The sequence below is a fragment of the Mucilaginibacter sp. NFR10 genome (assembly GCF_900100445.1).
GTDB classification, from domain to species: domain Bacteria; phylum Bacteroidota; class Bacteroidia; order Sphingobacteriales; family Sphingobacteriaceae; genus Mucilaginibacter; species Mucilaginibacter rubeus.
In genome coordinates, this window is sequence record NZ_FMTV01000003.1 from 358218 (window position 1) to 380894 (window position 22677).

Annotated in this window: 21 protein-coding genes and 5 tRNA genes; 2 read left to right on the forward strand and 24 right to left on the reverse strand. The window is 40.7% G+C overall.

Annotated features, from left to right (window positions below; all coding sequences use genetic code 11):
* Positions 1–101: 101 nt before the first annotated feature.
* The 23 genes from rpoB to BLP33_RS12745 form a co-directional block, all read right to left on the reverse strand.
* Positions 102–3905 carry a DNA-directed RNA polymerase subunit beta gene (rpoB, locus tag BLP33_RS12635; protein ID WP_090528667.1) on the reverse strand — a complete coding sequence of 1268 codons (3804 nt, stop codon included), beginning with the start codon at positions 3903–3905 and terminating at the stop codon, positions 102–104.
* A gap of 193 nt (positions 3906–4098) precedes the next feature.
* Positions 4099–4482: a 50S ribosomal protein L7/L12 gene (rplL, locus tag BLP33_RS12640; RefSeq protein ID WP_022833154.1), complete on the reverse strand. Its 384-nt coding sequence runs from the start codon at positions 4480–4482 to the stop codon at positions 4099–4101.
* 64 nt (positions 4483–4546) lie between these two features.
* Positions 4547–5065 (reverse strand): 50S ribosomal protein L10, encoded by a 519-nt coding sequence (rplJ, locus tag BLP33_RS12645; RefSeq protein ID WP_090528670.1) that lies wholly within the window; start codon positions 5063–5065, stop codon positions 4547–4549.
* Between the two features lie 2 nt (positions 5066–5067).
* Positions 5068–5766 (reverse strand): 50S ribosomal protein L1, encoded by a 699-nt coding sequence (gene rplA / locus BLP33_RS12650; protein ID WP_090528673.1) that lies wholly within the window; start codon positions 5764–5766, stop codon positions 5068–5070.
* A 28-nt stretch (positions 5767–5794) separates the two neighbouring features.
* Positions 5795–6235, reverse strand: coding sequence for a 50S ribosomal protein L11 (rplK, locus tag BLP33_RS12655; protein ID WP_090528676.1), 441 nt, complete (start codon positions 6233–6235; stop codon positions 5795–5797).
* Positions 6236–6415: 180 nt separating this feature from the next.
* Complete coding sequence (nusG, locus tag BLP33_RS12660) at positions 6416–6958, reverse strand: transcription termination/antitermination protein NusG (RefSeq protein ID WP_090528679.1); 543 nt, start codon at positions 6956–6958, stop codon at positions 6416–6418.
* A 17-nt stretch (positions 6959–6975) separates the two neighbouring features.
* Positions 6976–7170 (reverse strand): preprotein translocase subunit SecE, encoded by a 195-nt coding sequence (secE, locus tag BLP33_RS12665; protein WP_090529653.1) that lies wholly within the window; start codon positions 7168–7170, stop codon positions 6976–6978.
* Between the two features lie 18 nt (positions 7171–7188).
* A tRNA-Trp gene (locus tag BLP33_RS12670) sits at positions 7189–7259 on the reverse strand.
* An 83-nt stretch (positions 7260–7342) separates the two neighbouring features.
* The gene (gene tuf, locus BLP33_RS12675; protein WP_090528682.1) at positions 7343–8530 is read right to left on the reverse strand and encodes an elongation factor Tu; all 1188 of its coding nucleotides are present in this window, start codon (positions 8528–8530) and stop codon (positions 7343–7345) included.
* 58 nt (positions 8531–8588) lie between these two features.
* Positions 8589–8660, reverse strand: a tRNA-Thr gene (locus BLP33_RS12680).
* Between the two features lie 96 nt (positions 8661–8756).
* Positions 8757–8829 (reverse strand) — tRNA-Gly (locus tag BLP33_RS12685).
* A gap of 146 nt (positions 8830–8975) precedes the next feature.
* Positions 8976–9056, reverse strand: a tRNA-Tyr gene (locus tag BLP33_RS12690).
* Between the two features lie 65 nt (positions 9057–9121).
* Positions 9122–9194: transfer RNA gene (locus tag BLP33_RS12695), tRNA-Thr, on the reverse strand.
* 241 nt (positions 9195–9435) lie between these two features.
* Positions 9436–9783, reverse strand: coding sequence for a ribosome hibernation-promoting factor, HPF/YfiA family (gene hpf, locus BLP33_RS12700; protein ID WP_090528685.1), 348 nt, complete (start codon positions 9781–9783; stop codon positions 9436–9438).
* 12 nt (positions 9784–9795) lie between these two features.
* A complete protein-coding gene (locus tag BLP33_RS12705; protein WP_090528688.1) occupies positions 9796–10707 on the reverse strand; it encodes a tyrosine-type recombinase/integrase in 912 nt (303 codons plus the stop codon).
* A 91-nt stretch (positions 10708–10798) separates the two neighbouring features.
* Positions 10799–10990, reverse strand: coding sequence for a 30S ribosomal protein S21 (gene rpsU / locus BLP33_RS12710; protein ID WP_090528691.1), 192 nt, complete (start codon positions 10988–10990; stop codon positions 10799–10801).
* A gap of 100 nt (positions 10991–11090) precedes the next feature.
* Positions 11091–11870 carry a hypothetical protein gene (locus BLP33_RS12715; RefSeq protein ID WP_090528694.1) on the reverse strand — a complete coding sequence of 260 codons (780 nt, stop codon included), beginning with the start codon at positions 11868–11870 and terminating at the stop codon, positions 11091–11093.
* Positions 11871–12043: 173 nt separating this feature from the next.
* Positions 12044–13534 (reverse strand): SusD/RagB family nutrient-binding outer membrane lipoprotein, encoded by a 1491-nt coding sequence (locus BLP33_RS12720; protein WP_090528697.1) that lies wholly within the window; start codon positions 13532–13534, stop codon positions 12044–12046.
* A gap of 19 nt (positions 13535–13553) precedes the next feature.
* Positions 13554–16742, reverse strand: coding sequence for a SusC/RagA family TonB-linked outer membrane protein (locus BLP33_RS12725; RefSeq protein WP_090528700.1), 3189 nt, complete (start codon positions 16740–16742; stop codon positions 13554–13556).
* Positions 16743–17311: 569 nt separating this feature from the next.
* The gene (locus tag BLP33_RS12730) at positions 17312–17584 is read right to left on the reverse strand and encodes a cytochrome b5 domain-containing protein (protein WP_090528703.1); all 273 of its coding nucleotides are present in this window, start codon (positions 17582–17584) and stop codon (positions 17312–17314) included.
* On the reverse strand, positions 17581–18261 hold the full coding sequence (locus BLP33_RS12735; protein WP_090528706.1) for a lycopene cyclase domain-containing protein: 681 nt from the start codon (positions 18259–18261) through the stop codon (positions 17581–17583). The genes BLP33_RS12730 and BLP33_RS12735 overlap by 4 nt, the downstream gene beginning before the upstream one ends.
* Positions 18258–18803 (reverse strand): hypothetical protein, encoded by a 546-nt coding sequence (locus BLP33_RS12740; protein ID WP_090528709.1) that lies wholly within the window; start codon positions 18801–18803, stop codon positions 18258–18260. The genes BLP33_RS12735 and BLP33_RS12740 overlap by 4 nt, the downstream gene beginning before the upstream one ends.
* Positions 18803–19654 (reverse strand): phytoene/squalene synthase family protein, encoded by an 852-nt coding sequence (locus BLP33_RS12745; protein ID WP_254780120.1) that lies wholly within the window; start codon positions 19652–19654, stop codon positions 18803–18805. Before BLP33_RS12745 ends, BLP33_RS12740 begins: the two co-directional genes overlap by 1 nt.
* An 81-nt stretch (positions 19655–19735) precedes the next feature.
* Between BLP33_RS12745 and BLP33_RS12750 the strand changes: the two genes are divergently transcribed.
* Together BLP33_RS12750 and BLP33_RS12755 are read left to right on the forward strand one after the other, a co-directional pair.
* Positions 19736–21211, forward strand: a complete 1476-nt coding sequence (locus tag BLP33_RS12750) for a phytoene desaturase family protein (protein WP_090528715.1) — start codon at positions 19736–19738, stop codon at positions 21209–21211.
* Positions 21212–21304: 93 nt separating this feature from the next.
* Positions 21305–21913, forward strand: a complete 609-nt coding sequence (locus BLP33_RS12755; RefSeq protein ID WP_090528718.1) for a helix-turn-helix domain-containing protein — start codon at positions 21305–21307, stop codon at positions 21911–21913.
* Positions 21914–21999: 86 nt separating this feature from the next.
* On the opposite strand, the gene BLP33_RS12760 is transcribed toward BLP33_RS12755, so the two are convergent.
* Complete coding sequence (locus BLP33_RS12760) at positions 22000–22536, reverse strand: RNA polymerase sigma factor (RefSeq protein ID WP_090528721.1); 537 nt, start codon at positions 22534–22536, stop codon at positions 22000–22002.
* Between the last annotated feature and the right edge of the window lie 141 nt (positions 22537–22677).

Here is a 22677-nt window from a genome sequence, read left to right on the forward strand (position 1 = left end):
GTTTTCCTTTTCTGCCGATTCCTTCTCCTGTTATCTAATGACTTTTAAAGGGTGAAAGGTAAGGGACATAACCTTTTACCTTTCACCTTTATCCTTTTACCTTATTCTAAGGTGATATCCAAACCTAAGCCGCGTAACTCGTGAACCAATACGTTGAATGATTCAGGAACTGATGGCGTTGGCAGGTTTTCACCTTTAACAATAGCCTCATATGTTTTGGCACGGCCGATAACATCATCCGATTTAACGGTTAATATCTCCTGCAGAATGTTTGATGCACCAAATGCTTCCAGTGCCCAAACCTCCATCTCACCAAAACGCTGACCACCGAATTGTGCTTTACCGCCCAATGGTTGCTGAGTGATCAATGAGTACGGACCGATTGAACGGGCGTGCATCTTATCATCAACCATGTGACCTAATTTCAGCATGTAGATAATACCTACAGTAGTTTGCTGATCAAAACGATCACCTGTTAAACCATTGTATAAATAAGTACGGCCTGATTCTGGCAAGTTGGCTTTCTTAATCCACTCTTCCACTTCTTCGTGGCTTGCACCGTCGAAGATTGGAGTAGCAAATTTAACACCAAGCTCTTTACCGGCCCAGCCTAATACGGTTTCATAGATCTGGCCCAAGTTCATACGTGAAGGTACACCCAGTGGGTTCAACACAATATCAACCGGTGTTCCGTCTTCAAGGAAAGGCATGTCTTCGTCACGTACAATACGTGCAACGATACCTTTGTTACCGTGACGGCCCGCCATTTTATCACCTACTTTAAGCTTACGCTTTTTAGCGATGTAAACTTTAGCCATTTGCACGATGCCTGATGGAAGCTCATCACCCACACTGATAGCGAATTTATCACGACGGTAAGCACCCAATTCTTCATTGTACTTAATGTTGAAGTTATGAAGAAGGATCTTGATCTGATCGTTTTTATCGTCATCAGTAGTCCATTTAGTTGGGTTAATGTTATCATAATTAAGCTCAACTAATATTTTTTGGGTGAATTTAACACCTTTAGGAACCTGTAACTCTTTATAAACGTTATAAACACCTTGCGAAGTTTTACCGTTAACAATCTCAAATAACTTGTCGATCAAGGTATTTTTCAGATCTTTTACAGCTTTATCATGCTTGTTATCCAATTTCTCTAACTGTGCTTTTTCTTCAGCTTTTGAAGTCTTTTTAGCACGGGAGAATAATTTGGTATCGATAACAACACCGGCAATTGACGGCGGGGTTTTCAATGAAGCATCTTTAACGTCGCCGGCTTTATCACCGAAGATAGCGCGTAACAGTTTTTCTTCCGGTGATGGGTCTGATTCACCTTTAGGGGTGATCTTACCAATCAGGATGTCGCCTTCTTTAACCTCGGCGCCTACACGGATGATACCGTCTTCGTCAAGGTCTTTAGTAGCTTCTTCTGATACGTTAGGGATATCTGGTGTTAACTCTTCCTCACCACGTTTAGTATCACGAACTTCAAGCTCGAACTCTTCAACGTGGATTGAAGTAAAGATATCTTGTGAAACAACACGCTCAGAGATTACAATCGCATCCTCAAAGTTATATCCCTGCCAAGGCATGAACGCTACTTTAAGGTTACGGCCCAATGCAAGCTCGCCATTCTGGGTAGCGTAACCTTCGCAAAGTACTTCACCTTTTTCAACCCTCTGGCCTTTTTTAACAATAGGCTTAAGGTTCATGGTGGTGCTTTGGTTGGTTTTCTTAAACTTGGTTAATCGGTAGCTTTTGCTATCTCCTTCAAACGAGATCAAACGATCAAGTTCGTTACGGTCATATTTAATACGGATTTCGTTAGCATCAACGTACTCAACCACACCATCGCCTTCGGCGTTGATCAGGGTACGGGAGTCTTTTGCAACACGACCTTCCAAACCAGTACCAACAATTGGCGCTTCAGGGCGCAACAATGGTACGGCCTGGCGTTGCATGTTTGAACCCATCAATGCACGGTTGGCGTCATCATGCTCTAAGAACGGAATCAGCGAAGCCGCAATTGAAGTAATCTGGTTTGGAGCGATGTCCATCAAATCCAGACGCTCTGGCTCGATAACCGGGAAGTCACCTTCGAAACGTGCTTTTACACGTGGCAATTCAAACTCACCTTTGTCATCATATACCGCGTTTGCCTGGCCAATGGTTTTACCGTCTTCATCTTCAGCAGATAAATAGATAACCGGCTCATCAACCATAACTTTACCGTCAACTACACGTTTGTACGGAGTTTCGATAAAGCCTAAGTTGTTGATCTTAGCGTGTACGCAAAGTGATGAAATCAAACCAATGTTCGGACCTTCGGGAGTTTCGATAGTACACAACCTACCGTAGTGGGTATAGTGAACGTCACGAACCTCGAAGCCTGCACGCTCACGCGACAGACCGCCGGGGCCTAAGGCTGACAGACGACGCTTGTGCGTGATCTCTGCCAGTGGATTGGTTTGGTCCATGAACTGTGATAACTGGTTTGTTCCGAAGAACGAGTTGATCACAGATGATAATGTACGTGCGTTGATCAGGTCGGTTGGTGTGAACACCTCGTTGTCACGGATGTTCATACGCTCACGAATGGTACGGGCCATACGTGCCAAACCTACGCCAAACTGAGCATAAAGCTGCTCACCAACGGTACGCACACGACGGTTTGACAAGTGATCGATATCATCCACCTCAGCTTTTGAGTTGATTAATTTGATCAGATATTTAACAATCGCGATGATATCCTGCTTGGTTAAAACTTTAGTTTCTTCCGAAGTGCTCAGTTTCAATTTACGGTTGATGCGGTACCGGCCCACATCACCCAAGTCATATCTTTTATCTGAAAAGAATAAACGATCGATGATACCACGAGCTGTTTCTTCATCAGGTGGTTCAGCGTTACGTAACTGGCGGTAGATATGTTCAACCGCTTCCTTCTCAGAGTTGGAAGTATCTTTCTGTAAGGTATTGTATATAATAGTATAATCACCGCTGGTTGAAGCGTCTTCCTTGTTAAGGATAATGGTTTTAACACCCGAGTCAATGATCATATCAATATGGTCGTCTTCCAGTAAGGTTTCACGCTCAAGGATAATCTCATTACGAGGGATAGAAACTACCTCACCGGTATCTTCATCCACAAAGTCTTCGATCCATGTTTTAAGTACCCTTGCAGCAAGCTTACGGCCAATATATTTCTTAAGGCCTGATTTGCTTACTTTAACCTCGTCGGCCAGTTCAAACAGCTCTAATATATCTTTATCAGAGTCATAACCAATGGCGCGAAGCAACGTAGTAACCGGGAATTTCTTTTTACGGTCAATGTAAGCATACATCACGTTGTTAACGTCTGTAGCAAACTCAATCCATGAACCTTTGAAAGGAATAACACGGGCCGAGTATAATTTTGTACCGTTGGTATGGCGGCTCTGACCAAAGAACACACCTGGCGAACGGTGTAACTGTGATACAATTACACGCTCGGCACCATTAATAACAAATGTACCTTTTGGCGTCATATACGGGATAGTACCCAGGTACACGTCCTGTACAATTGTTTCAAAATCTTCGTGCTCCTCATCATTACATGACAGGCGAAGCTTTGCTTTTAATGGTACGCTGTAAGTTAATCCGCGTTCGATACACTCTTGTATATCATAACGGGGCGGATCAATAAAGTAGTCAAGAAACTCCAGGACAAAGATGTTTCTTGAATCTGAAATAGGAAAGTTTTCGGCAAACACTTTAAACAGCCCTTCTTTATAACGGTTGTCGGAAGTGGTTTCCAATTGAAAAAATTCCTGGAAAGATTGTAACTGAACATCCAGAAAATCAGGGTAATCAAGTACCTTTCTACTGGTTGCAAAGTTTACTCTTTGATTATTATTGTTTGCCAAGGTATTTAAATTTTAGTTATTAATTTTTGTAGATGTGAGACTTGAGACATGAGATCTGAGATATGAAATAGCGATTTGAAAAATCTCAAATCTCATATCTAATATCTCACATCTAATTCAAAACCTTTATAAACAGCAATAGACCCCGACCGTTTATGGTCGGAGTCTTGATGCTATATTTCAGTAGGTTAAATTACTTAACCTCAACTACTGCTCCGGCTTCTTCTAATTGTTTTTTCAAAGATTCAGCTTCTTCTTTAGTTACACCAGTTTTAAGTTCTTTTGGTGCACCGTCAACAAGATCTTTAGCTTCTTTCAAACCAAGGCCAGTTAAGTCTTTTACTAATTTAACAACTGCTAATTTAGCGCCACCTGCTTCTTTCAGGATAACGTCAAATGCAGTTTGCTCAGCAGCAGCTGGAGCAGCATCGCCACCGTCAGCAGCAGGAGCAGCAACTGCTACAGCAGCAGCAGCAGGCTCAATACCATACTCATCTTTTAATATTTGAGCTAATTCGTTTACTTCTTTTACTGTTAAGTTTACCAACTGTTCAGCAAACGCTTTTAAATCCGCCATTTTATTTAAATTTTTACTTTTAATGCTTTTTGTTTGTTATTGTCGAACTTTCGTGAGGCGTTCGTTAACCTCTTTCCTGTAATGTTTTTACAAGGCCTGCAATTGTAGTTCCGCCTGATTGTAGTGCAGAAAGTACGTTTTTGGCAGGTGATTGTAGTAAGCCAACTATCTCGCCGATCAGTTGTTCTTTTGATTTCAGTTTGGTTAAAGTATCTAACTGGTTATCACCTATAAATACTGCCGAATCAATATAAGCTGCTTTTAAAATTGGTTTTTCACCTGTTTTCCTTAATTGTTTGATCAACTTTGCCGGAGCAGTTGCTGACTTTGAGAAAAGGATTGATGATGAACCTTTTAATACATCATATATAGGGCTGAAATCGCCGCCTGCAGCTTCCATAGCTTTTTTGATCAAGCTATTTTTGGTTACCTGCATCGTAATGTCGTTTTCGAAACATTTACGGCGGATGTTGTTGATCTTGGCTACAGTTAAATCAGAGGTATCAGTGATATAAAAATTACCATACTCTTTGATTTGCTCAGTTAGGGCTACAACAAGGTCGTATTTTTCTTCTTTATTCATGATTAGATCCCCGCTACTGATTTAGTTTCAACTGTAATTCCAGGCGACATAGTTGAAGAGATATGAATGCTCTTGAAATATGTTCCTTTTGCTGCAGAAGGTTTTAATTTAGAGATTGTTTGCAATACTTCTAATGCATTCTCATAAATCTTATCTGCAGAGAAAGATGCTTTTCCTATTGAAGTGTGGATGATACCGGTTTTGTCAACCTTGAAATCGATTTTACCACCTTTTACCTCAGTTACAGCTTTACCAACTTCTGGGGTAACTGTACCTGATTTAGGGTTTGGCATAAGGTTACGCGGGCCTAAAATACGACCTAAACGACCTACCTTCGCCATAACACTTGGCATAGTAATGATAATATCAACATCAGTCCATCCGCCTTCAATCTTGGCAATATAATCATCCAAACCTACGTAATCTGCACCTGCGTCCTTAGCTTCTTGTTCCTTATCAGGAGTACAAAGCACTAATACACGTACAGTTTTACCGGTTCCATGAGGTAATGTTGCAATACCACGTACCATTTGATTGGCTTTACGTGGATCAACACCTAAACGAACGTCTATATCAACTGATGAATCAAATTTAGTAAGGGTTAATTCCTTTACCAATGCAGATGCATCCTGTAATGTGTACGATTTGTTTGCCTCAATTTTGGAGAGTGCCACTTTTTGATTTTTTGTTAATCTTGCCACTGTCTTTAAACTGATTTGTATAAATTAATTAATTCCAGGGAGCTGTACCTGATACGGTAATTCCCATGCTGCGGGCAGTACCTGCCACCATTTTCATGGCCGATTCAACTGTGAATGCATTCAAGTCAACCATTTTATCTTTTGCTATAGTCTCAACCTGCTCCCAGTTAACACTGGCAACTTTTTTACGGTTAGGCTCAGCAGAACCACTCTTTAAACCGGTAGCTTCCAATAACTGGATAGCAACGGGAGGGGTTTTGATGATAAATTCGAATGATTTGTCAACATAAACAGTAATCAAAACAGGCAATACTTTTCCAGCTTTGTCCTGGGTGCGTGCATTAAATTGTTTGCAAAACTCCATGATGTTCACACCTTTTGCACCCAATGCAGGGCCAATTGGTGGTGATGGGTTTGCGGCGCCGCCTTTAACTTGCAGCTTAACCATTGCACCGATCTCTTTTGCCATTTTAATTTACTTTAATTATAAACTCAATGTTAGTAAGTGGAAGCTAAGTAACATTTAAGATTGTGTCGATTTCGGATTTGGGAATTTCCATTTCGGATTTAACTCCCGCTTCTTTCATCTTATATTTTAAATTCAATAATTTCGAAATCGAAAAATCCTACATCCGAAATTATTTGAAAACTATTCTTTCTCTACCTGCATGTAATTCAATTCAAGCGGCGTACGGCGCCCGAATATCTTTACCATTACTTTCAGTTTCTTTTTCTCTTCGTTAACCTCTTCAATAACGCCGCTGAAACCGTTGAAAGGTCCGTCCATAACTTTAACGGCCTCACCAACATAATAAGGTACATTCATGGTTTCGCCCTGTGTGCTCATCTCGTCAACCTTACCTAAAATCCGGTTAACTTCTGACTGGCGAAGCGGTATAGCGTTTCCGGCTTTATCGCCCAGAAAACCTATAACACTGTTTATATTTTTAATGATGTGTTCAGTTTCGCCATCTAAAACGGCTTCCATAAGCACATAGCCCGGAAAGTAGTTACGCTCTTTCGCGATCTTCTTTCCATCACGCATCTGGTAATACTTCTCGGTAGGTATTAATACCTGTGGTACCAAATGACTAATGCCCAAACGGCTAATTTCGGCATCTATGTATTGTTTAACTTTCTTTTCCTTACCACTAATAGCCCTAACTACATACCATTTCAATTGATCACTCATCTCCGTCTCCCCTGATATTATGTTAGTGATGTGTAAAACAGTTTAAGCAAATAATTAATGATCTGGTCCATACCTAAGATAACCAGCGCAATAATTATAGCGGCAACCAATACCAAAACAGCGCTGCTCTGAAGCTCGCGCCATGTAGGCCAGGTAACCTTTTCGGTTAACTCGATGTATGACTCTTTAATATATTCAGCTACGCCTGCCATTTTTATATTGTGCTTAAGCACGGGAACAAGGATTCGAACCCTGATCAAAGGTTTTGGAGACCTCTATTCTACCGTTGAACTATTCCCGTGTGTTATTTATAATAAGAAAACATAAGTTTGCCGTTAAAGGCTAAACTTATGTTTTCAAATTAACCTTTTTATTGAAATATTATTATTTCAAGATTTCAGTTACCTGACCAGCACCTACGGTACGACCACCTTCACGGATAGCGAAACGTAAGCCTTTTTCCATTGCGATAGCGTTGATCAGTTTTACAGTGATTGTAACGTTATCACCTGGCATAACCATTTCTACACCTGGTTCTAATGAAATCTCACCAGTAACGTCAGTGGTACGGAAATAGAATTGCGGGCGGTATTTGTTGAAGAATGGAGTGTGACGGCCACCTTCTGCTTTTGATAATACGTAAACTTCTGCTTTGAAATCGGTGTGAGGAGTTACTGAACCTGGTTTGCAGATAACCATACCACGACGGATATCAGTTTTCTCAATACCACGTAACAATAAACCTACGTTGTCACCAGCTTCACCACGGTCAAGGATTTTGCGGAACATCTCAACACCAGTTACGGTTGATTTCAAGTTCTCAGCACCCATACCCAGGATATCAACAGGCTCACCAGAGTTGATTACACCACGCTCAATACGACCGGTGGCAACAGTACCACGACCAGTGATTGAGAACACGTCTTCAACAGGCATCAAGAAAGGAAGATCTGTCAAACGTGGAGGGATTGGGATGTAGCTATCTACAGCATCCATCAACTCCATGATTTTACCAACCCAGGTAGGATCGCCGTTAAGGCCACCTAATGCAGAACCTTGGATAACTGGAATATCATCACCTGGGAATTCGTAGAACGATAATAATTCACGAACTTCCATTTCTACTAACTCTAATAATTCCGGATCATCAACCATGTCAACTTTGTTCATGAAAACAACAAGTGCAGGTACACCTACCTGACGAGCTAACAGGATGTGCTCACGAGTTTGTGGCATCGGACCATCAGTTGCAGCAACTACGATGATTGCACCGTCCATTTGCGCAGCACCAGTAACCATGTTTTTCACATAATCCGCGTGACCTGGACAGTCAACGTGTGCATAGTGACGGTTAGCTGTTGAATATTCAACGTGGGCAGTGTTGATGGTAATACCACGTTCTTTTTCTTCAGGAGCCGAGTCAATTGAATCAAATGAACGAGCTTCTGATAAACCTGCATCAGCCAAAACTTTAGTAATAGCTGCGGTAAGGGTTGTTTTACCGTGGTCAACGTGACCGATTGTACCGATGTTTAAGTGCGGCTTACTGCGGTCAAACTTTTCTTTTGCCATGATCTATAAATTATTTTTGTAGGTTAATTTTAACTTTAATGTATGTTTTATAATACCGAGCCAACAACGGGATTTGAACCCGTGACCTCTTCCTTACCAAGGAAGTGCTCTACCACTGAGCTACGTCGGCTTATTTTTTGTTCATTGGTTCACTCATTTATTAGTTCATTGATCTTTGCAGCTGCCACCAATGAACAAGTGAACTAACCGACTAATGAACCAACCGAGCGGAAGACGAGGTTCGAACTCGCGACCTATAGCTTGGAAGGCTATCGCTCTACCAACTGAGCTACTTCCGCTTATTCAGCTTTCGGTTTGCAGTTTTCAATTAGCAGCTTAACCGCTCAATGACACCCATTCCTCAAACCCTTTTAATCAAGTTAGCAGTTTATAGTTCGGTTAACAAAGCTGCTAACTGCGAACTACAAACTGCTTACTTAATAAGTGGGGGGAGAAGGATTCGAACCTTCGTAGCCGAAGCAACGGATTTACAGTCCGTCCCATTTGACCGCTCTGGTATCCCCCCGGTAGTTGTTTCCGGATTTGCGATATCCAAAATTGAAGCTAAATACCTCAATCCGAAAAAAACTGAGCCTCCTATCGGGATCGAACCAATGACCTACTGATTACAAGTCAGTTGCTCTACCAGCTGAGCTAAGGAGGCTTATATTTATTTTGCCTTTACATTATCTAAACGCTGTGTTGCTTTCGATAACGGAGCGCAAAAGTAATAAGCTTTTTGATATTTTAAAGAACTATTTTAACTTTTTTTCGAGGCGTTAAATACCTCCCCGAAAGGGACTGCAAATCTACAAAAAATAACGCCACGTCAAAATTTTTTATCAAAAAAAATCGGCAGGCTAAAAACCTGCCGATTTACGCTTAAAACAAGCCTTTTTATAATATTAAAAACCCTCCTCAACTGCCGTTAAAACAGCTTTTTTTGCTGTAGCATCAGCAAGGGCTTTCTTTTGTTTATGCTTTTCAATTTGCTTCCTCAGGCTTTCAACCGCCAGGTCGGTAGCTTCCTCAAAACTCTTACACTTCTCTTTTGCAAATATTTGATTTCCGGGTAGCAATAATTTGATCTCCGTTATCTTATTACATTCATCTTCCACATTCTCAAGCTTTAAGTAAACTTCACCGCTAATAATATGGTCATAAAACGTATCAAGCTTATCAGCTTTTTTCTGAATAAAATCTAAAAGTTTCCTGTCTGCGGTGAAATGAATTGACTGCACTGTAATTTTCATGTTTCCTCCTTTTTAAGCCTTTGGATGGGCGAGTTTATAAATAGATTTTAGTCTTTCAACTGAATTGTGCGTGTAAATTTGGGTTGCGCTCAGGTTGGCGTGTCCCAAAAGCTCCTTAATTGAATTTAAATCGGCCCCGTTATTTAGCATAGTGGTTGCAAAGGTGTGCCTGAGCACATGTGGGCTCCGTTTATTTTGGGTTGATATGTTAGACAGATATTTTTGCACTATTAAATAAATCAATTTCGGATAAGCATCGGCTCCTTTATTTGTAACGATTAATGTGAAGGAATTGTTATCAAAATTTTGATTTTTCTTTACCTCCAGATATTCGGGCAGCAGGGCCTTCAGCTCATTATTAATAGGGATAATGCGCTCTTTGTTACGCTTACCCAGTACCTTTACCACTCCCCCCTCAAAGCTAATATCCTGTTGCTTAATACCTAACAGTTCGGCAAGTCGTATGCCGGTGCCAAACAACAGCTCAATAACAAGCTTATCGCGCAGGCCCGGAAAATCATTTGTAAAAATGTCATCACTATCTAACATTTTTGTGAGGCGCGTATCTTCAACCACTACAGGCAACGTTTTAGCAACCTTTTGCGACCGTACCCTTGATACCGGGTTGGTTTCAACAATACCTTCCTGCAATAAAAATTTGAAGTATTTGCGTAGCGTGGCCATTTTACGGTTAACCGAACGGCCGGTAAGTTTTTGATCAATAAGCTCAACCATCCAGTTACGGATGTCATGGTAGCTTACCTGCGATGGATGGGTAATAACCGGCTCAGGTGCGGGATCAGCACCGCCGGGATTGTTTAAAAAGCGCATAAACTGATCCAGATCAGACTGATATGCGGAAACAGTATGGACTGAATACCGCTTCTCATACTTGATGTACTGGATAAAACGCTCTAAAAACATAAAAAACTATTTATACATCCGGGATTATGAATGTACAAATAGTTTTAATATAGTGTCAAGAAATTAATTAATTCTTTTCAACAAAAAAGAATTAAACAGTTTCCTGGTTTAAAGTCTGTTTGTAGATAGCATGTTTAACAACATGACGACGGGTTACAGATTTTTTTTCAAAAGCCTGACGACTGCGTAGTTCTCTTAAAACGCCTGTTTTTTCGAATTTCTTTTTGAAGCGTTTCAATGCTTTGTCTAATGATTCGCCGTCTTTTACGTTAATAATGATCATAATTCCTAAAATACCTCCTTTCAAGGGAGGGCAAAGATAACCACAATGTTTTGAATATCAAATAGAGAGCAGGAATTATTTTTAATTTAAAACCAGCTGACTATCTCACGGCAATCTCATTGCTCCAAATAATATTATCTGTTTCCTGCCTAAGGGTTAACCCGCGTATATCAACAGGGAGCTGCGAACCCTCAATATATTTGTATAAACACATTCCTATCTTAAAAACTTTTGATTCAAACAATCCTCCTTTGCCCGTATCCGTTAAAAAAGCCGTAGGTATATGAAATACCTTTTGTTGATGGGGCGCAACCGTATAAACAGCGGGGTTATTTTTCCAGCATTCTTCCATCAGGGGGGTGGGTAAAAATTTTACGTTTCCGGCATCTGTTTTAAAAACATCAAGCCACGCGCATGACATATTGATATACTTTAATGTATCAGGAGATTGATTGCTCAAAGTTACCGGAATTACCGCATAAAGACATCTGTGTAACTTACCATCGCTATAGCATACGGTATCTTTCATTTGCCTAACGGAATCTTGATTAATAGTTATTATAAACATCCTCCTGTCAGTTTCCGAAAGCGCTGCAAATCCTATAGGGACCCTACTTACGAGATCATGCCGGTAAAAGCCCGGATTTGTTTTAAATATCCCATCATCCCATCCCGTGCGGATCAATTTCGCGTTCGCATAATTTGTATCTGTGCGAGTACCTATTTGATTATGTATTATAAAGGATCGCTTTAGATATAAATCACTGCTTCTCCCGGCAGGCTTCCCCACGATAATTTCCGCCTGATGCTTTTCTTGACCTGCAACCCGATCGAGGAATAAAAAAAGAATAAACAAAAACAACATGGGTTTAATGTACATGACAGGCCAAGATCAATTTAAACTAAGATAGCCCGTTTAATTAATACTATATGTTAAATAGTCCTAAATCTGTTTTATTTCATTTTGGATGATTACACACTTATAATAATTACTATAAACAACAAAGGCCGCCAATGGCAGCCTTTGTTGTTCTCATAACCTATAAGCAATAATTATTGTTTATCCCAATAAACCCTTGTATTTAACGCATCAGGGCCTTGACGGGCTATTACAGCATTATAATTGGTTAGGTTAAGGTCATGCTCGGTTTGAGGATACTGTTGCCTGCGCGGGATTCTTCCACCCGGACTTAAAGCATCAGGTACAGGATCAAGCAATTTAGGTAAACCGGTACGTCGATAGTCGGCCCATGATTCCCATCCGTCACCAAGAAAATTAGCTATCCACTTTTGTGTCAGGATCTGGTTTAAAGCAGTGCTCACATTAAACTTAACAGATGTCTGAGCAAGGTAAGTTGCAGCATCACCTGTGCTGATACCATTTTGTTCTAAAGACGCACTTACACCTTTATTATAGAAATCGGCAGCTGCTCCATCACCTCCGGGTATCCAGTTAAGATGCGCAGCTTCCGCTTGTGTAAACAATACCTGTGCGTATGATGTCCATACCGACGGTGCATCTGCTTTAGACAATGCGTTACCTATCAGCGAAATATTGCCAGGTGCATCGGTGGTCCCGGCATTATAATCGCCTAATGCATCGCCATTGGTGCCGTAGGGTAAGCCAACATAAGTACCCGCCGCGGTTGGTGCCGCGTAAACTGCAAGCCTTGGGTCATTAAGATTTGTTAAAGTATTTACTACTAACGAGCTTACCGCATAATCGTACCGGCTGTTACGATAGTTAGTAAAGTAAGGGTTCGTGTTAGTTTGCGCGATGCTGTACTTATAAACAGCGTTGTCATCGTTTGATGTCATTAAACCACCCGCAACAGCTTTGGCAAATTCGGTTTTGCCTGTGGCAGGGTCAACTTTTGATAAGCGTAAAGCCATAATGGCGTGTAACGAGTTTGCCCAATGTTTCCAACGCAGGTTATCACCATTAAATAATATATCTCCGGTTAGCGAATTGGTAGTACCCAATTGCGCCTGTGCTTCATCAAGTTCTTTCATTAACGCTGTGTATATGTCCTTCTGCGCGTCAAAAACCGGTGAAAAATTCGCAGAGCTTTTTAAGGCCTGTGTATAAGGAATATCCCCCCATCTATCAGTTATCGTTAAATAAATAAAGGCTGTAAGGATACGTGCTGAAGCTATCTGGTCATTATTAGTACCAAACCTTGTTACTGCCGGCAGATCTTTTTTAGCCGGATCATTATTTACATCGATAATGGTTTTCAAATCCTGCAACGGCCCTGTATAATAGGTTTGATAATCATATTGCTTTAATGAAAATAATGATTCATTGGTGTAATAAGTTTCAGACAAGTATTGTGAATACAGTTCGCCGGCAAACGAATTGATATTGGTAGTAGCACCCGCGCCGTTTACACCGCCTAAAAACTGAATAGCGCCGGTTAACATGAAACCGGTTTGCGCATTTGGAGATTGGTTGGGGTTTACATTTACATCGCCCCCGGTTTTACATGATGCCGCGATAAGGATAAATGCCCCTGCTATATATTTTATATATGATTTTTTCATGATTTGTAAGAGCTTATATTTAGAACGTTACCTTTAGGTTAAAGCCAATATTGCGGGTGTTTGGCAACTGACCACCTTCATAAAAAGATGTCTGTAATTGTGACGGATCTACACCTTTAAGTTTAGAGTAAATCATCCATGGGTTTTGAGTTGTGATACCAAAGTAAGCTGTTTGGAACGGCAACCTTCCCAGCATTTTTTTAGGGAAAGAATAACCTAAGCTAACCTCGCGCAGTTTAACGTATGTTGCATCGAAGGTGTAGTTTTCCCAGATCTGGCTCAAGGCAGATTCGTAAAGTAAACGGGTACTTACATAAGTAGTGTTTGGTGTACCATCTTCATGCACACCAGGAAACAATGTACCACCACCCGCTGATACTGCATTACGTTTTGGATTGCCTTTGGCATTAAGGCCGACAGTTGCTATACCAAGACCCGATCCGTTAAGATTTTGCTGGGTAACAGAAACAAATTTACCTCCCTTTTGAAAATCAAGCGAGAAAGCAAGTACAAAGTTTTTGTAGTTGAACGAGTTGGTAAAACCACCGGTGTAGCTTGGCAGCATACTGCCTAAATTAACGGTATTATTTACAATAGGTAACCCATCTTCATCAACTACAATATTCCCTTTAGTATCACGGGTAAAGCCCGATCCGATGATCTGACCATAGGAACTTCCAACAACACCATTAACGCCGAAGCTTGGTGAACCCACGAAGCCGAAACTTTTTGCACCGGCCGCCTGGTTACCACCAGAAAGACCATATCCGCCCAAACCATCAGGAGATACCTGCAAGCTGTTAATGCCCGGATATATAGAGATTACTTTGTTGCGGTTGAATGATACGTTGAAATCAACATTCCAGGTAAAGTCTTTGCTCTTGATCGGTGTACCGCCAAGGCTTAACTCAATACCGTGGTTTTTAATTTCGCCGGCATTAACTATCGCAGTTGAATAACCAGAGGTACCGTTTACAGGCAAAGGCAAAATTTGGTCTTTGGCTGTACGGGTATAATAGTTAAAGTCAAATTTCACCCTATCTTTTAAGAAATGGAGTTCGGTACCCACCTCATATGCTGTTGATAGTGTAGGTTTTAAGGTTGGGTTTGTAAGTGTATTAGGCACTGTTTGAACCGGGTGACTACCATAAGGTGTAGTACTCAGGTTGTAGGTGGTATAAACTTGGTAAGGCTGTGTATCTGAACCTATTTTGGCGGCAGATAACCTCAACTTACCAAAAGTAAGCCAGTCATTTTTCTCCAACAGTTCGGTAAATACAAACGAACCCGATAAGCCACCGTACCAGTATGAGTTATTATTAACAGGCAGCGTTGATGAAATATCGTTACGCGCGTTGAAATCTAAATAAAGGAAATCTTTATAACCAAATGATGTATAACCGTAGTAGCTGTTTACGCGCGATAATGCATTATAGCTGAAAGCGGTAGGTGCATCGATAGAGTTGCTCAATATATAAAGATCGGGCGTTGCCAAACCACCGTTGGTATTGCCGCTGGTGAAAAGATACCTATCCTGGCGGGTTTCAGCATATAAACCTGCTTTTACCGAAAGGTCTTTGAAATTATGACTATAAGCAAGATTGGCTACATAGTTATTTTCTTTATAGGTATACTGGCTTTGAGAATATGAATCAATATTGATAGTGCCTGAACCTATACGTGAGTTATCGTCACGGTTCAGAAGGTCTTCCCTTGCTATTAATGATAACGACAGATCTTTTGTAAACTGATAAGATGCAGTGATGTTACCGTAAACACGGTTACTGTTTGATTTATTAGTATTTACGTAAGCCTCGGTGTAAGGATTATCCCAATAGTGCGGCGCAAGGTTATCAGGGCTTATAATATTCCATGAAGTATATGTACCATCAGCTCTTTTATAGTTTTTCAGCTTATCAATTTCAATATCCCTGTGAAACCATTGGCTAAACGAACCGGCAGTTTGCGTGCCATAGCCTTCGGCCGGGATGTTATTTGAATTAATTTGCGAAAAGTTAAAATTAGCGCTTACAGTTAACTTCTTAGTTAATTTCAACTCGCCATTTAAACCAACGTTGTTACGTTTTTGATCACTGTTTGGCGTAATACCAGTACGATCAATATTGGTATACGACACCCTGAAGTTATAATCGTCGCCTGCTTTTGAAAACGCAGCATTTGTGTTATAGGTAACACCTGTGCGGTAAAAATCGCGTACGTTGTTTGGCTGCGCAACAAACGGTTTTAGCTTGCCAAAATCGGGATTTGACGGATCCCAGAAATACCATGGCGCATACATTGTACCGTCAAATTTGGGGCCCCAACTTTCATCAACACCATAATCGTAATATTTAACACCATTAAATTTTGCAAATGATGCAGGTGAACCATTGGCCGGGTCATAAGTATATGTTTTCCATGTGGTACTGGTACCACCACCGTATTCATTTTGATACTCAGGTAACTGGTAAACTTTTTCAAAGGTTGTTGATTGATTTAATGATACGCCGATACCCTTGTTTGAGCCTTTTTTAAGTGTGATAACAACAGCTCCTTCAGAGGCACGCTGGCCGTAAAGGGCAGTTGCAGCCGGACCTTTCAATACTGAAAGAGATTCGATATCATCATTATTTATCGCATTAGGATCGGTAACAACACCATTTACAACATAAATAGGGTTACCACCCGATAATGAATTAACACCACGGATGCGGATAGTTGACGTACCAAACTTTGCACCCGAACCGCCTAAAACCTGTACGCCTGCAATTTTACCTGCAAGGGCGGTGTTAAGGTCAGATTGCTTGGTTACTGTAAGGTCGTCGCCTTTTACCTGCTGAGCAGCGTAGCCCAGTGATTTTTGCTGCCTTGAGATACCTAACGCGGTTACGATTACCTCGTTAAGGCCGCGGGCTGATGCTTCCAAAACCACTTTTAGGTTTGCTGAAGCGCCTACAGGTACATCTTGGGTAGCATAACCGATAAAACTAAATGATAGAACCGCGTTGTTTGGAACGCTGAGTGAAAATTTACCGTCGACGGTAGTTTGGGTACCGGTAGTTGTCCCTTTTATCTTCACGGATACACCCGGCAGGGGAAGGCCGTCCTCCTTGGCTGTTACCGTACCGGTAACAGTGTGATTTTGCGCAAAAAGCTGTGTTACAGCAAATACGAAACTGCACAAAATTAGTAGTAGTCGTTTTTTCATAGAAAAAATTTAGCTAATAGTTAAGGAAGCAAACTTAATAGCCAATGATAAAATAAAACAAATAATAAATGTAATATTTCTTTTACATGAATTTTTTTAACCACAGTGAAGGTTTTAGGAAATTATCAACAAGAAATTACCTTTGCTGTCGTTAATACCATATGGCCGTTAGATCCGGCCGGTAATAAGTCAGTTAATATTGTTAATTATAAGTTAGGAAAATGCGCGAGGCATTTTCCTAACTTGCTTTATAAGCTCTTGTAAATCACAACGCAATAAAATTAACTGTCGCGAGAAATCTAAAAGAAAAATTACAACTTTCCGGTTCTTAAACTCCCTTTTTACAACGATAAATTGTATCATGCATAGCCTGTTGAAAAAGGCATGGCAGGAAGGAAAAACCTTATTTTTTTCATACTTTTCGGCGATAAATGGCCACGTAACAATATATTTACATGATTTAATACATAATATAGCTCATCAATCACAGCACTAAATGACTCAGGAATGACAGAAAAAGGGCGTCACACTTCAAAAAATGGTTTAGAACATTTTGTTTAAAAAGCATATCAATCCTTCTCTTCTTCCCCGATGGAGAGGGCGGGGGTGATGAGGCGTCCTACCTTTACAAATCTCTCAAATACGGTTTCGGTATGTGGTGCGTCGGCAAGTTCATCTGTCAAATCCTGTCCGGCCCAGTGCTCATAATGTTTCCCGTTTCGCCACAGCCGGCTTTCAGTTACATCATAAATATCACCTTTATAGGCAACCCAGATCCGGGGCTTATCCTGACCGTTGCGTAAGGCCAGTTGTGATTTGGTATATGTCGGCAACTCACTCATCGGCTTAACCTCTGTTGTTTAAAATATTCAAAGAACCCGATGTTCATGAGCAGTAAAGCCATCAGGTAAAAATGATCCTCAAATGGGATAGTGCCAACCCGCTTTCCCAGGTTTTCGGCATTGTTGTACAACACTATTGGGACAGAGGTTAATATGCCGTTTACTATATAAAATGGTAAAAGTGCTACAATATAAGCCAGGTAATAACGATTAACCCAATCGGCCTTAAAAACGTATTGAATCAACACCACAAGCAGTAGCAATAAGCCAAACGTAACCGCGGTATAAAGCCGGTCGTGATAAAATATCAGCATCAGGATACTCAGTAATATTACCATACTGCTTATAATACCGGTAAGCCTGAAAGGCATCAGCCATTTAACATAGTGATTAAGACAGGCGTAAATAAATATACAGGCAAACGGTACCGTTAAAAAGAATAGTATTTCCTCTAAAGGCAAACCAAAAAACTTAACGCCAATGATGTATGCCGAATTGAACGACCAAACACCCCTGACGGTAAAAAGTACATCCCAAAACAAAAAAAACAAACCAGTAACGGCCATGCCGGGCCATATAAATTTCCAGCTTTTGTAAAACCGCACCCTTTTATCAAACGAAAGCACAACGGGAAAAAATACCGTTAGCAGGTTGATCAGTAAATAGGTGTATCTCACGTAAGTTCGGTTAAGTGTTTATTGAGCGCCTGGCTTTGGGCAGGAGTACATCTTTTTGAATGAAGAAGGAATTTGATAATCTGGATGGTCAATTCCTTATCGGCCGAGCCATAATTCTTTTTACCCAGTTGGGCTATGATATCGTCAGTATCCGCAGCAAGGTCTTTATTAAAACCTAAAATGGAAGGCACGTTATGTTCAACAGAAAAGCGCATGAACCTGATCTCGATATTATGCGGATCGTCAATTAATGCCTGCTTAAATACCTTTTCCGATCTGTTAAGATATTTCAATTTCAAATATGGGTTCCAGGCATGCTTGGCTTTTAAGGCAAGCAGGCCGCCTATGAAACCATTCACTATACCACTCTTTTCTTTGATACTATTAAGATTATTATACAACGAATCGGTGGTTTTGCTTTTATCAATAGCAATAAGCATTTGCTTACGCAGTACTTTCAGATTAGGCTCTTCGGCATTAGCGGTTTGCAACTTGAATACAACTGCCAATATACTGGCTACAAAAAAGATCTTCCTTAACATTAAATAACATTTAACTTTTGCTGCAGAACAGCTTTGATGTACAAACTCATTTTACGCGCATCAGAAACCCTGATACGTTTTTGCAGTATTACGTTGGCAGGCGTGTAACTTATTTTTTTAAACAACTGCAGGTAGTAAATATAGGCAATATAAACCCCAAGCCGCGTACCAGCAGGCAGGCATTTTATTCCCTCAAATGCTTCGTCAAAATCGTGTTTAATTTCCGCTTCAATGGCAAGCTTATCATGCTCGGTAAAATTATTGAAGTCGATCCCCGGAAAGTATGTACGCCCGCGTTCTGTATAATCTGCCTTAACATCCCGCAAAAAATTGATCTTTTGGAAAGCGGCCCCCAGGCTTCGGGCCTTGGGTACAAGAGCCTCGTAAAGACTATCATCATTGGTAAAAACACGCAGGCACATCATGCCGATAACTTCTGCCGAACCATAAATATAAGTTTGGTAGCTGCCCTTATCATAGGCCTTGTTATCCAGGTCCATTTCCATTGATCTCAGAAAAGCCCTGATCAATTCATGATCGATCTTAAACCTGTTAACTACCTGTTGAAAAGAATGAATTACGGGATTAGTGCTGATCCTTTCTCTGATAGCCTTGAAAGTCTCTTCCTCAAACCTGCTGATCAGTTGCTGCTGGTTATACCCATGAAAGGTATCTACAATTTCATCGGCGTAACGTACAAAGCCGTAGATAGCATAAATGGGATAACGAAAATTTTTATCGAAAGTTTTAATGCCCAGGCTAAAGGAAGTGCTATATTTTTTAGTTATCAGTTTACTGCATTCAAAACAAGTTTCATCGTACAGGCTCATCATCGGCACTCGCGTGGTCATTTTTTCAAAAGTACAAATTCAAAGCGGTATTGTTTTTTATAGGCCTAAAACATTTTGCTTATCTTGGGCTTCACATTAAACATGAGCAGCAAGCATATTATTGTTATTGGTTCGGGCTTTGCTGGTTTATCGGCGGCCTGTGTTTTGGCTAAAGAAGGCTATAAAGTTACCATATTGGAAAAAAACGACCAGCCCGGCGGCCGTGCCAGGGTCTGGGAGCAGGATGGTTTCAGGTTTGATATGGGGCCAAGCTGGTACTGGATGCCCGACGTATTTGAAAACTTTTTTGCACTGTTCGGCAAAAAAACTTCCGATTATTACCAGTTAAAAAGATTGGATCCCGGCTACCGTATTTATTACAGCAAAAATGAAATATTTGATGTCCCCGCGGACTTGGTTGAGCTTGAAGCCCTGTTTGAACAAGCCGAACCTGGCAGTAGTAAAGCATTACAGGATTTCTTAAACCAGGCGGCATATAAATATAAAGTAGGCATGGGTGAGTACGTTTTCCGCCCCTCCCATTCCATCACCGAATTTATCGACTTTAACCTGATCAACAAAAGCTTCAGCATGCAGCTGCTTACCAGTATGAGCAGCCATGTAAGCAAATATTTTAAAAACCCCAAACTAATTAAATTACTGGAGTTCCCCGTGTTATTTTTAGGAGCCAGTCCGCAAAATACCCCGGCCATGTATAGCATGATGAACTATGCCGACCTTGCCCTGGGCACCTGGTATCCCATGGGTGGTATGAACGAAATAGTAAAAGCTATGGTAAGCCTGGCTACCGAACTGGGAGTTGAGATCAGGCTCAATACAGAGGTTACAAAAATCAACATAGAGGATAAACAGGTTGATAAAATCCAAACCAACAACGGCGTATTCACTGCCGATATGGTAATTGCAGGGGCAGATTATGAATATGTTGACCAGCATTTAATCGAGAAACCCCATCGTAACTATACTCCTAAATACTGGGATAACCGGACGATGTCGCCATCGAGTTTATTGTTCTATATCGGCACCAACAAAAAAATGCCGGGCATACAGCATCATAATCTATTTTTTGACGAAGATTTTGAATTGCATGCCAAAGAGATCTATGCTGTGCCCCAATGGCCTACCAATCCGCTGTTTTATGTTTGCTGCAGTTCAAAAACGGATAACACGGTTGCCCCAGAAGGCGGCGAGAACCTGTTTTTCCTGATGCCGATAGCGCCGGGCTTAAATGATGACGAAACCATCCGCGAAAAATATTTCACCCTGATGATGGACAGGTTTGCTCAGATTACCGGGCATGACATAAGGGATTCGATTGTGGTGAAACGAAGCTATGCGCTTAATGATTTCAAGGTAGATTATCATTCATTTAAAGGCAATGCTTACGGGTTGGCAAATACACTTGCCCAAACTGCTTTTTTTAAACCCGCCATGCGGGCAAAACATGTCAAAAATCTGCTGTATACCGGGCAGCTTACCGTACCTGGGCCGGGTGTGCCGCCTGCTATTATTTCGGGACAGGTAGTAGCGAAGGAAGCTATGAAGAAGCTGGTGTAGTAGCAATAACAGCGATGTCGTAAACATGACGTAAACAAGTCGGCAATTAATATCTTTAGTCTGTTATACTTTTGTTCAGCAAAATATATCAATATGAAAACCTATAACCCCGGAAAAAAGATTAAGGAATTGCGCAACCGTAAAGGATTAAGCCAGGAAGAATTGGCTGAACAAGCCCAACTAAGTTTAAGAACCGTACAACGAATAGAAAACGATGAAACAGATGCAAGGGGCGATACACTTAAAAGACTGGCAACCGCGCTAAATATTACCCCTGAAGATTTAACAGAATTACCTTTCGAGCCGGCAGGAATTTTGAATTATGATAGCAGAAACTTCTTACTACAATTCAATTTATCAGCCTTAAGCTTCATTATATTCCCGATGTTAGGAATAGCATTGCCACTGGCCTTGTGGTTATCCAACAGGAAAAAAATAAAGGATATAGATAAACCTTGTAAACGGCTTATCAATTTTCAAATATCATGGTGTTTAGCTATCGTTTTAACAGCTATTGTTCTTTTTAACCACGATTTTTTTCATATTCCCTCATCTATATTGAACCTTGGCGCGGGCGAACTTATATTATTGAGTATGCCGTTGTTTTATGCTATAAACTTTATTTATATTGTTTTCAACAGCGTATTGATATATAACACCCGGCAAATATTTTATCAGCCAGCTGTACCTTTTTTAAGATAACACAACCCCATTAATAGCCTGGGCTAAAACAAGAAACCCGCCTCATGGGCGGGTTTCCTATATATATGATGGAGTTTAATTGAACATTAATTCTCTGCGTAAACGGGTTTGGCGATGCCGTTATCATATGCCTTAAGGTTTTTCTTGAGCAGTTTGCGTGCTACGTGTATGCGGGTTTTTACCGTACCGATCGGGATATCCAGGTGATCGGCAATTTCATGATATTTATGGCCTTCAAAGTACATGGTGAAGGGTACATAATAATCTTCGGGCAGCCTGTCTAAAGCTTTTTTAATATCATCCATAACAAATTTGGCTTCGCCCTGGTTTTTGGTTGAACTGAATACCAGGTTTGGTGATGAAATTTCATCACTCTTGGTAACAAAAGTGCTCATTTTAACAAAACGGCGATAGTTGTTGATGAATGTGTTTTTCATGATGGTATATAACCATCCTTTTAAATTGGTGCCTTCCTTAAACTTGTTGTAGTAAGTTATGGCCTTCAACATTGTATCCTGGACAAGGTCGTTAGCATCGTCTGCGTCGTGCGTGAAATGTAAAGCGTATGATCTTAAAGAAGTCGCCTGACGTAGTACAAGGGTGTTAAACTCAATCTTTGTCATTTTGTTAAAGTTTTGTGTTAACAATTAGACAAGCATGATGCCATTAAGCCAAAGTGTGTAGTAAAAAGTCCACATTTAAACATCGGTATTGAAACTTACCCATTGTGTAACATTCACACATTGATAACAAATACCATACTG

Bases quoted from the DNA above. Each gene is read 5' to 3' on its own strand.
- BLP33_RS12705 (WP_090528688.1), bottom strand. From the start codon at position 10,707: ATGTTTTTAGAGCGTTTTATCCAGTACATCAAGTATGAGAAGCGGTAT.
- secE (WP_090529653.1), bottom strand. From the start codon at position 7,170: ATGGCAGGCGTAGCTGAATATATTAAAGAGTCATACATCGAGTTAACC.
- rplL (WP_022833154.1), bottom strand. From the start codon at position 4,482: ATGGCGGATTTAAAAGCGTTTGCTGAACAGTTGGTAAACTTAACAGTA.
- BLP33_RS12730 (WP_090528703.1), bottom strand. From the start codon at position 17,584: ATGAGTGAGTTGCCGACATATACCAAATCACAACTGGCCTTACGCAAC.
- rplK (WP_090528676.1), bottom strand. From the start codon at position 6,235: ATGGCAAAAGAGATCGGTGCAATGGTTAAGCTGCAAGTTAAAGGCGGC.
- BLP33_RS12725 (WP_090528700.1), bottom strand. From the start codon at position 16,742: ATGAAAAAACGACTACTACTAATTTTGTGCAGTTTCGTATTTGCTGTA.
- nusG (WP_090528679.1), bottom strand. From the start codon at position 6,958: ATGAGTGATCAATTGAAATGGTATGTAGTTAGGGCTATTAGTGGTAAG.
- BLP33_RS12750 (WP_090528715.1), top strand. From the start codon at position 19,736: ATGAGCAGCAAGCATATTATTGTTATTGGTTCGGGCTTTGCTGGTTTA.
- BLP33_RS12715 (WP_090528694.1), bottom strand. From the start codon at position 11,870: ATGTACATTAAACCCATGTTGTTTTTGTTTATTCTTTTTTTATTCCTC.
- BLP33_RS12740 (WP_090528709.1), bottom strand. From the start codon at position 18,803: ATGTTAAGGAAGATCTTTTTTGTAGCCAGTATATTGGCAGTTGTATTC.
- BLP33_RS12720 (WP_090528697.1), bottom strand. From the start codon at position 13,534: ATGAAAAAATCATATATAAAATATATAGCAGGGGCATTTATCCTTATC.
- rpsU (WP_090528691.1), bottom strand. From the start codon at position 10,990: ATGATCATTATTAACGTAAAAGACGGCGAATCATTAGACAAAGCATTG.
- hpf (WP_090528685.1), bottom strand. From the start codon at position 9,783: ATGAAAATTACAGTGCAGTCAATTCATTTCACCGCAGACAGGAAACTT.
- rplJ (WP_090528670.1), bottom strand. From the start codon at position 5,065: ATGAATAAAGAAGAAAAATACGACCTTGTTGTAGCCCTAACTGAGCAA.
- BLP33_RS12760 (WP_090528721.1), bottom strand. From the start codon at position 22,536: ATGACAAAGATTGAGTTTAACACCCTTGTACTACGTCAGGCGACTTCT.
- tuf (WP_090528682.1), bottom strand. From the start codon at position 8,530: ATGGCAAAAGAAAAGTTTGACCGCAGTAAGCCGCACTTAAACATCGGT.
- BLP33_RS12745 (WP_254780120.1), bottom strand. From the start codon at position 19,654: ATGACCACGCGAGTGCCGATGATGAGCCTGTACGATGAAACTTGTTTT.
- BLP33_RS12755 (WP_090528718.1), top strand. From the start codon at position 21,305: ATGAAAACCTATAACCCCGGAAAAAAGATTAAGGAATTGCGCAACCGT.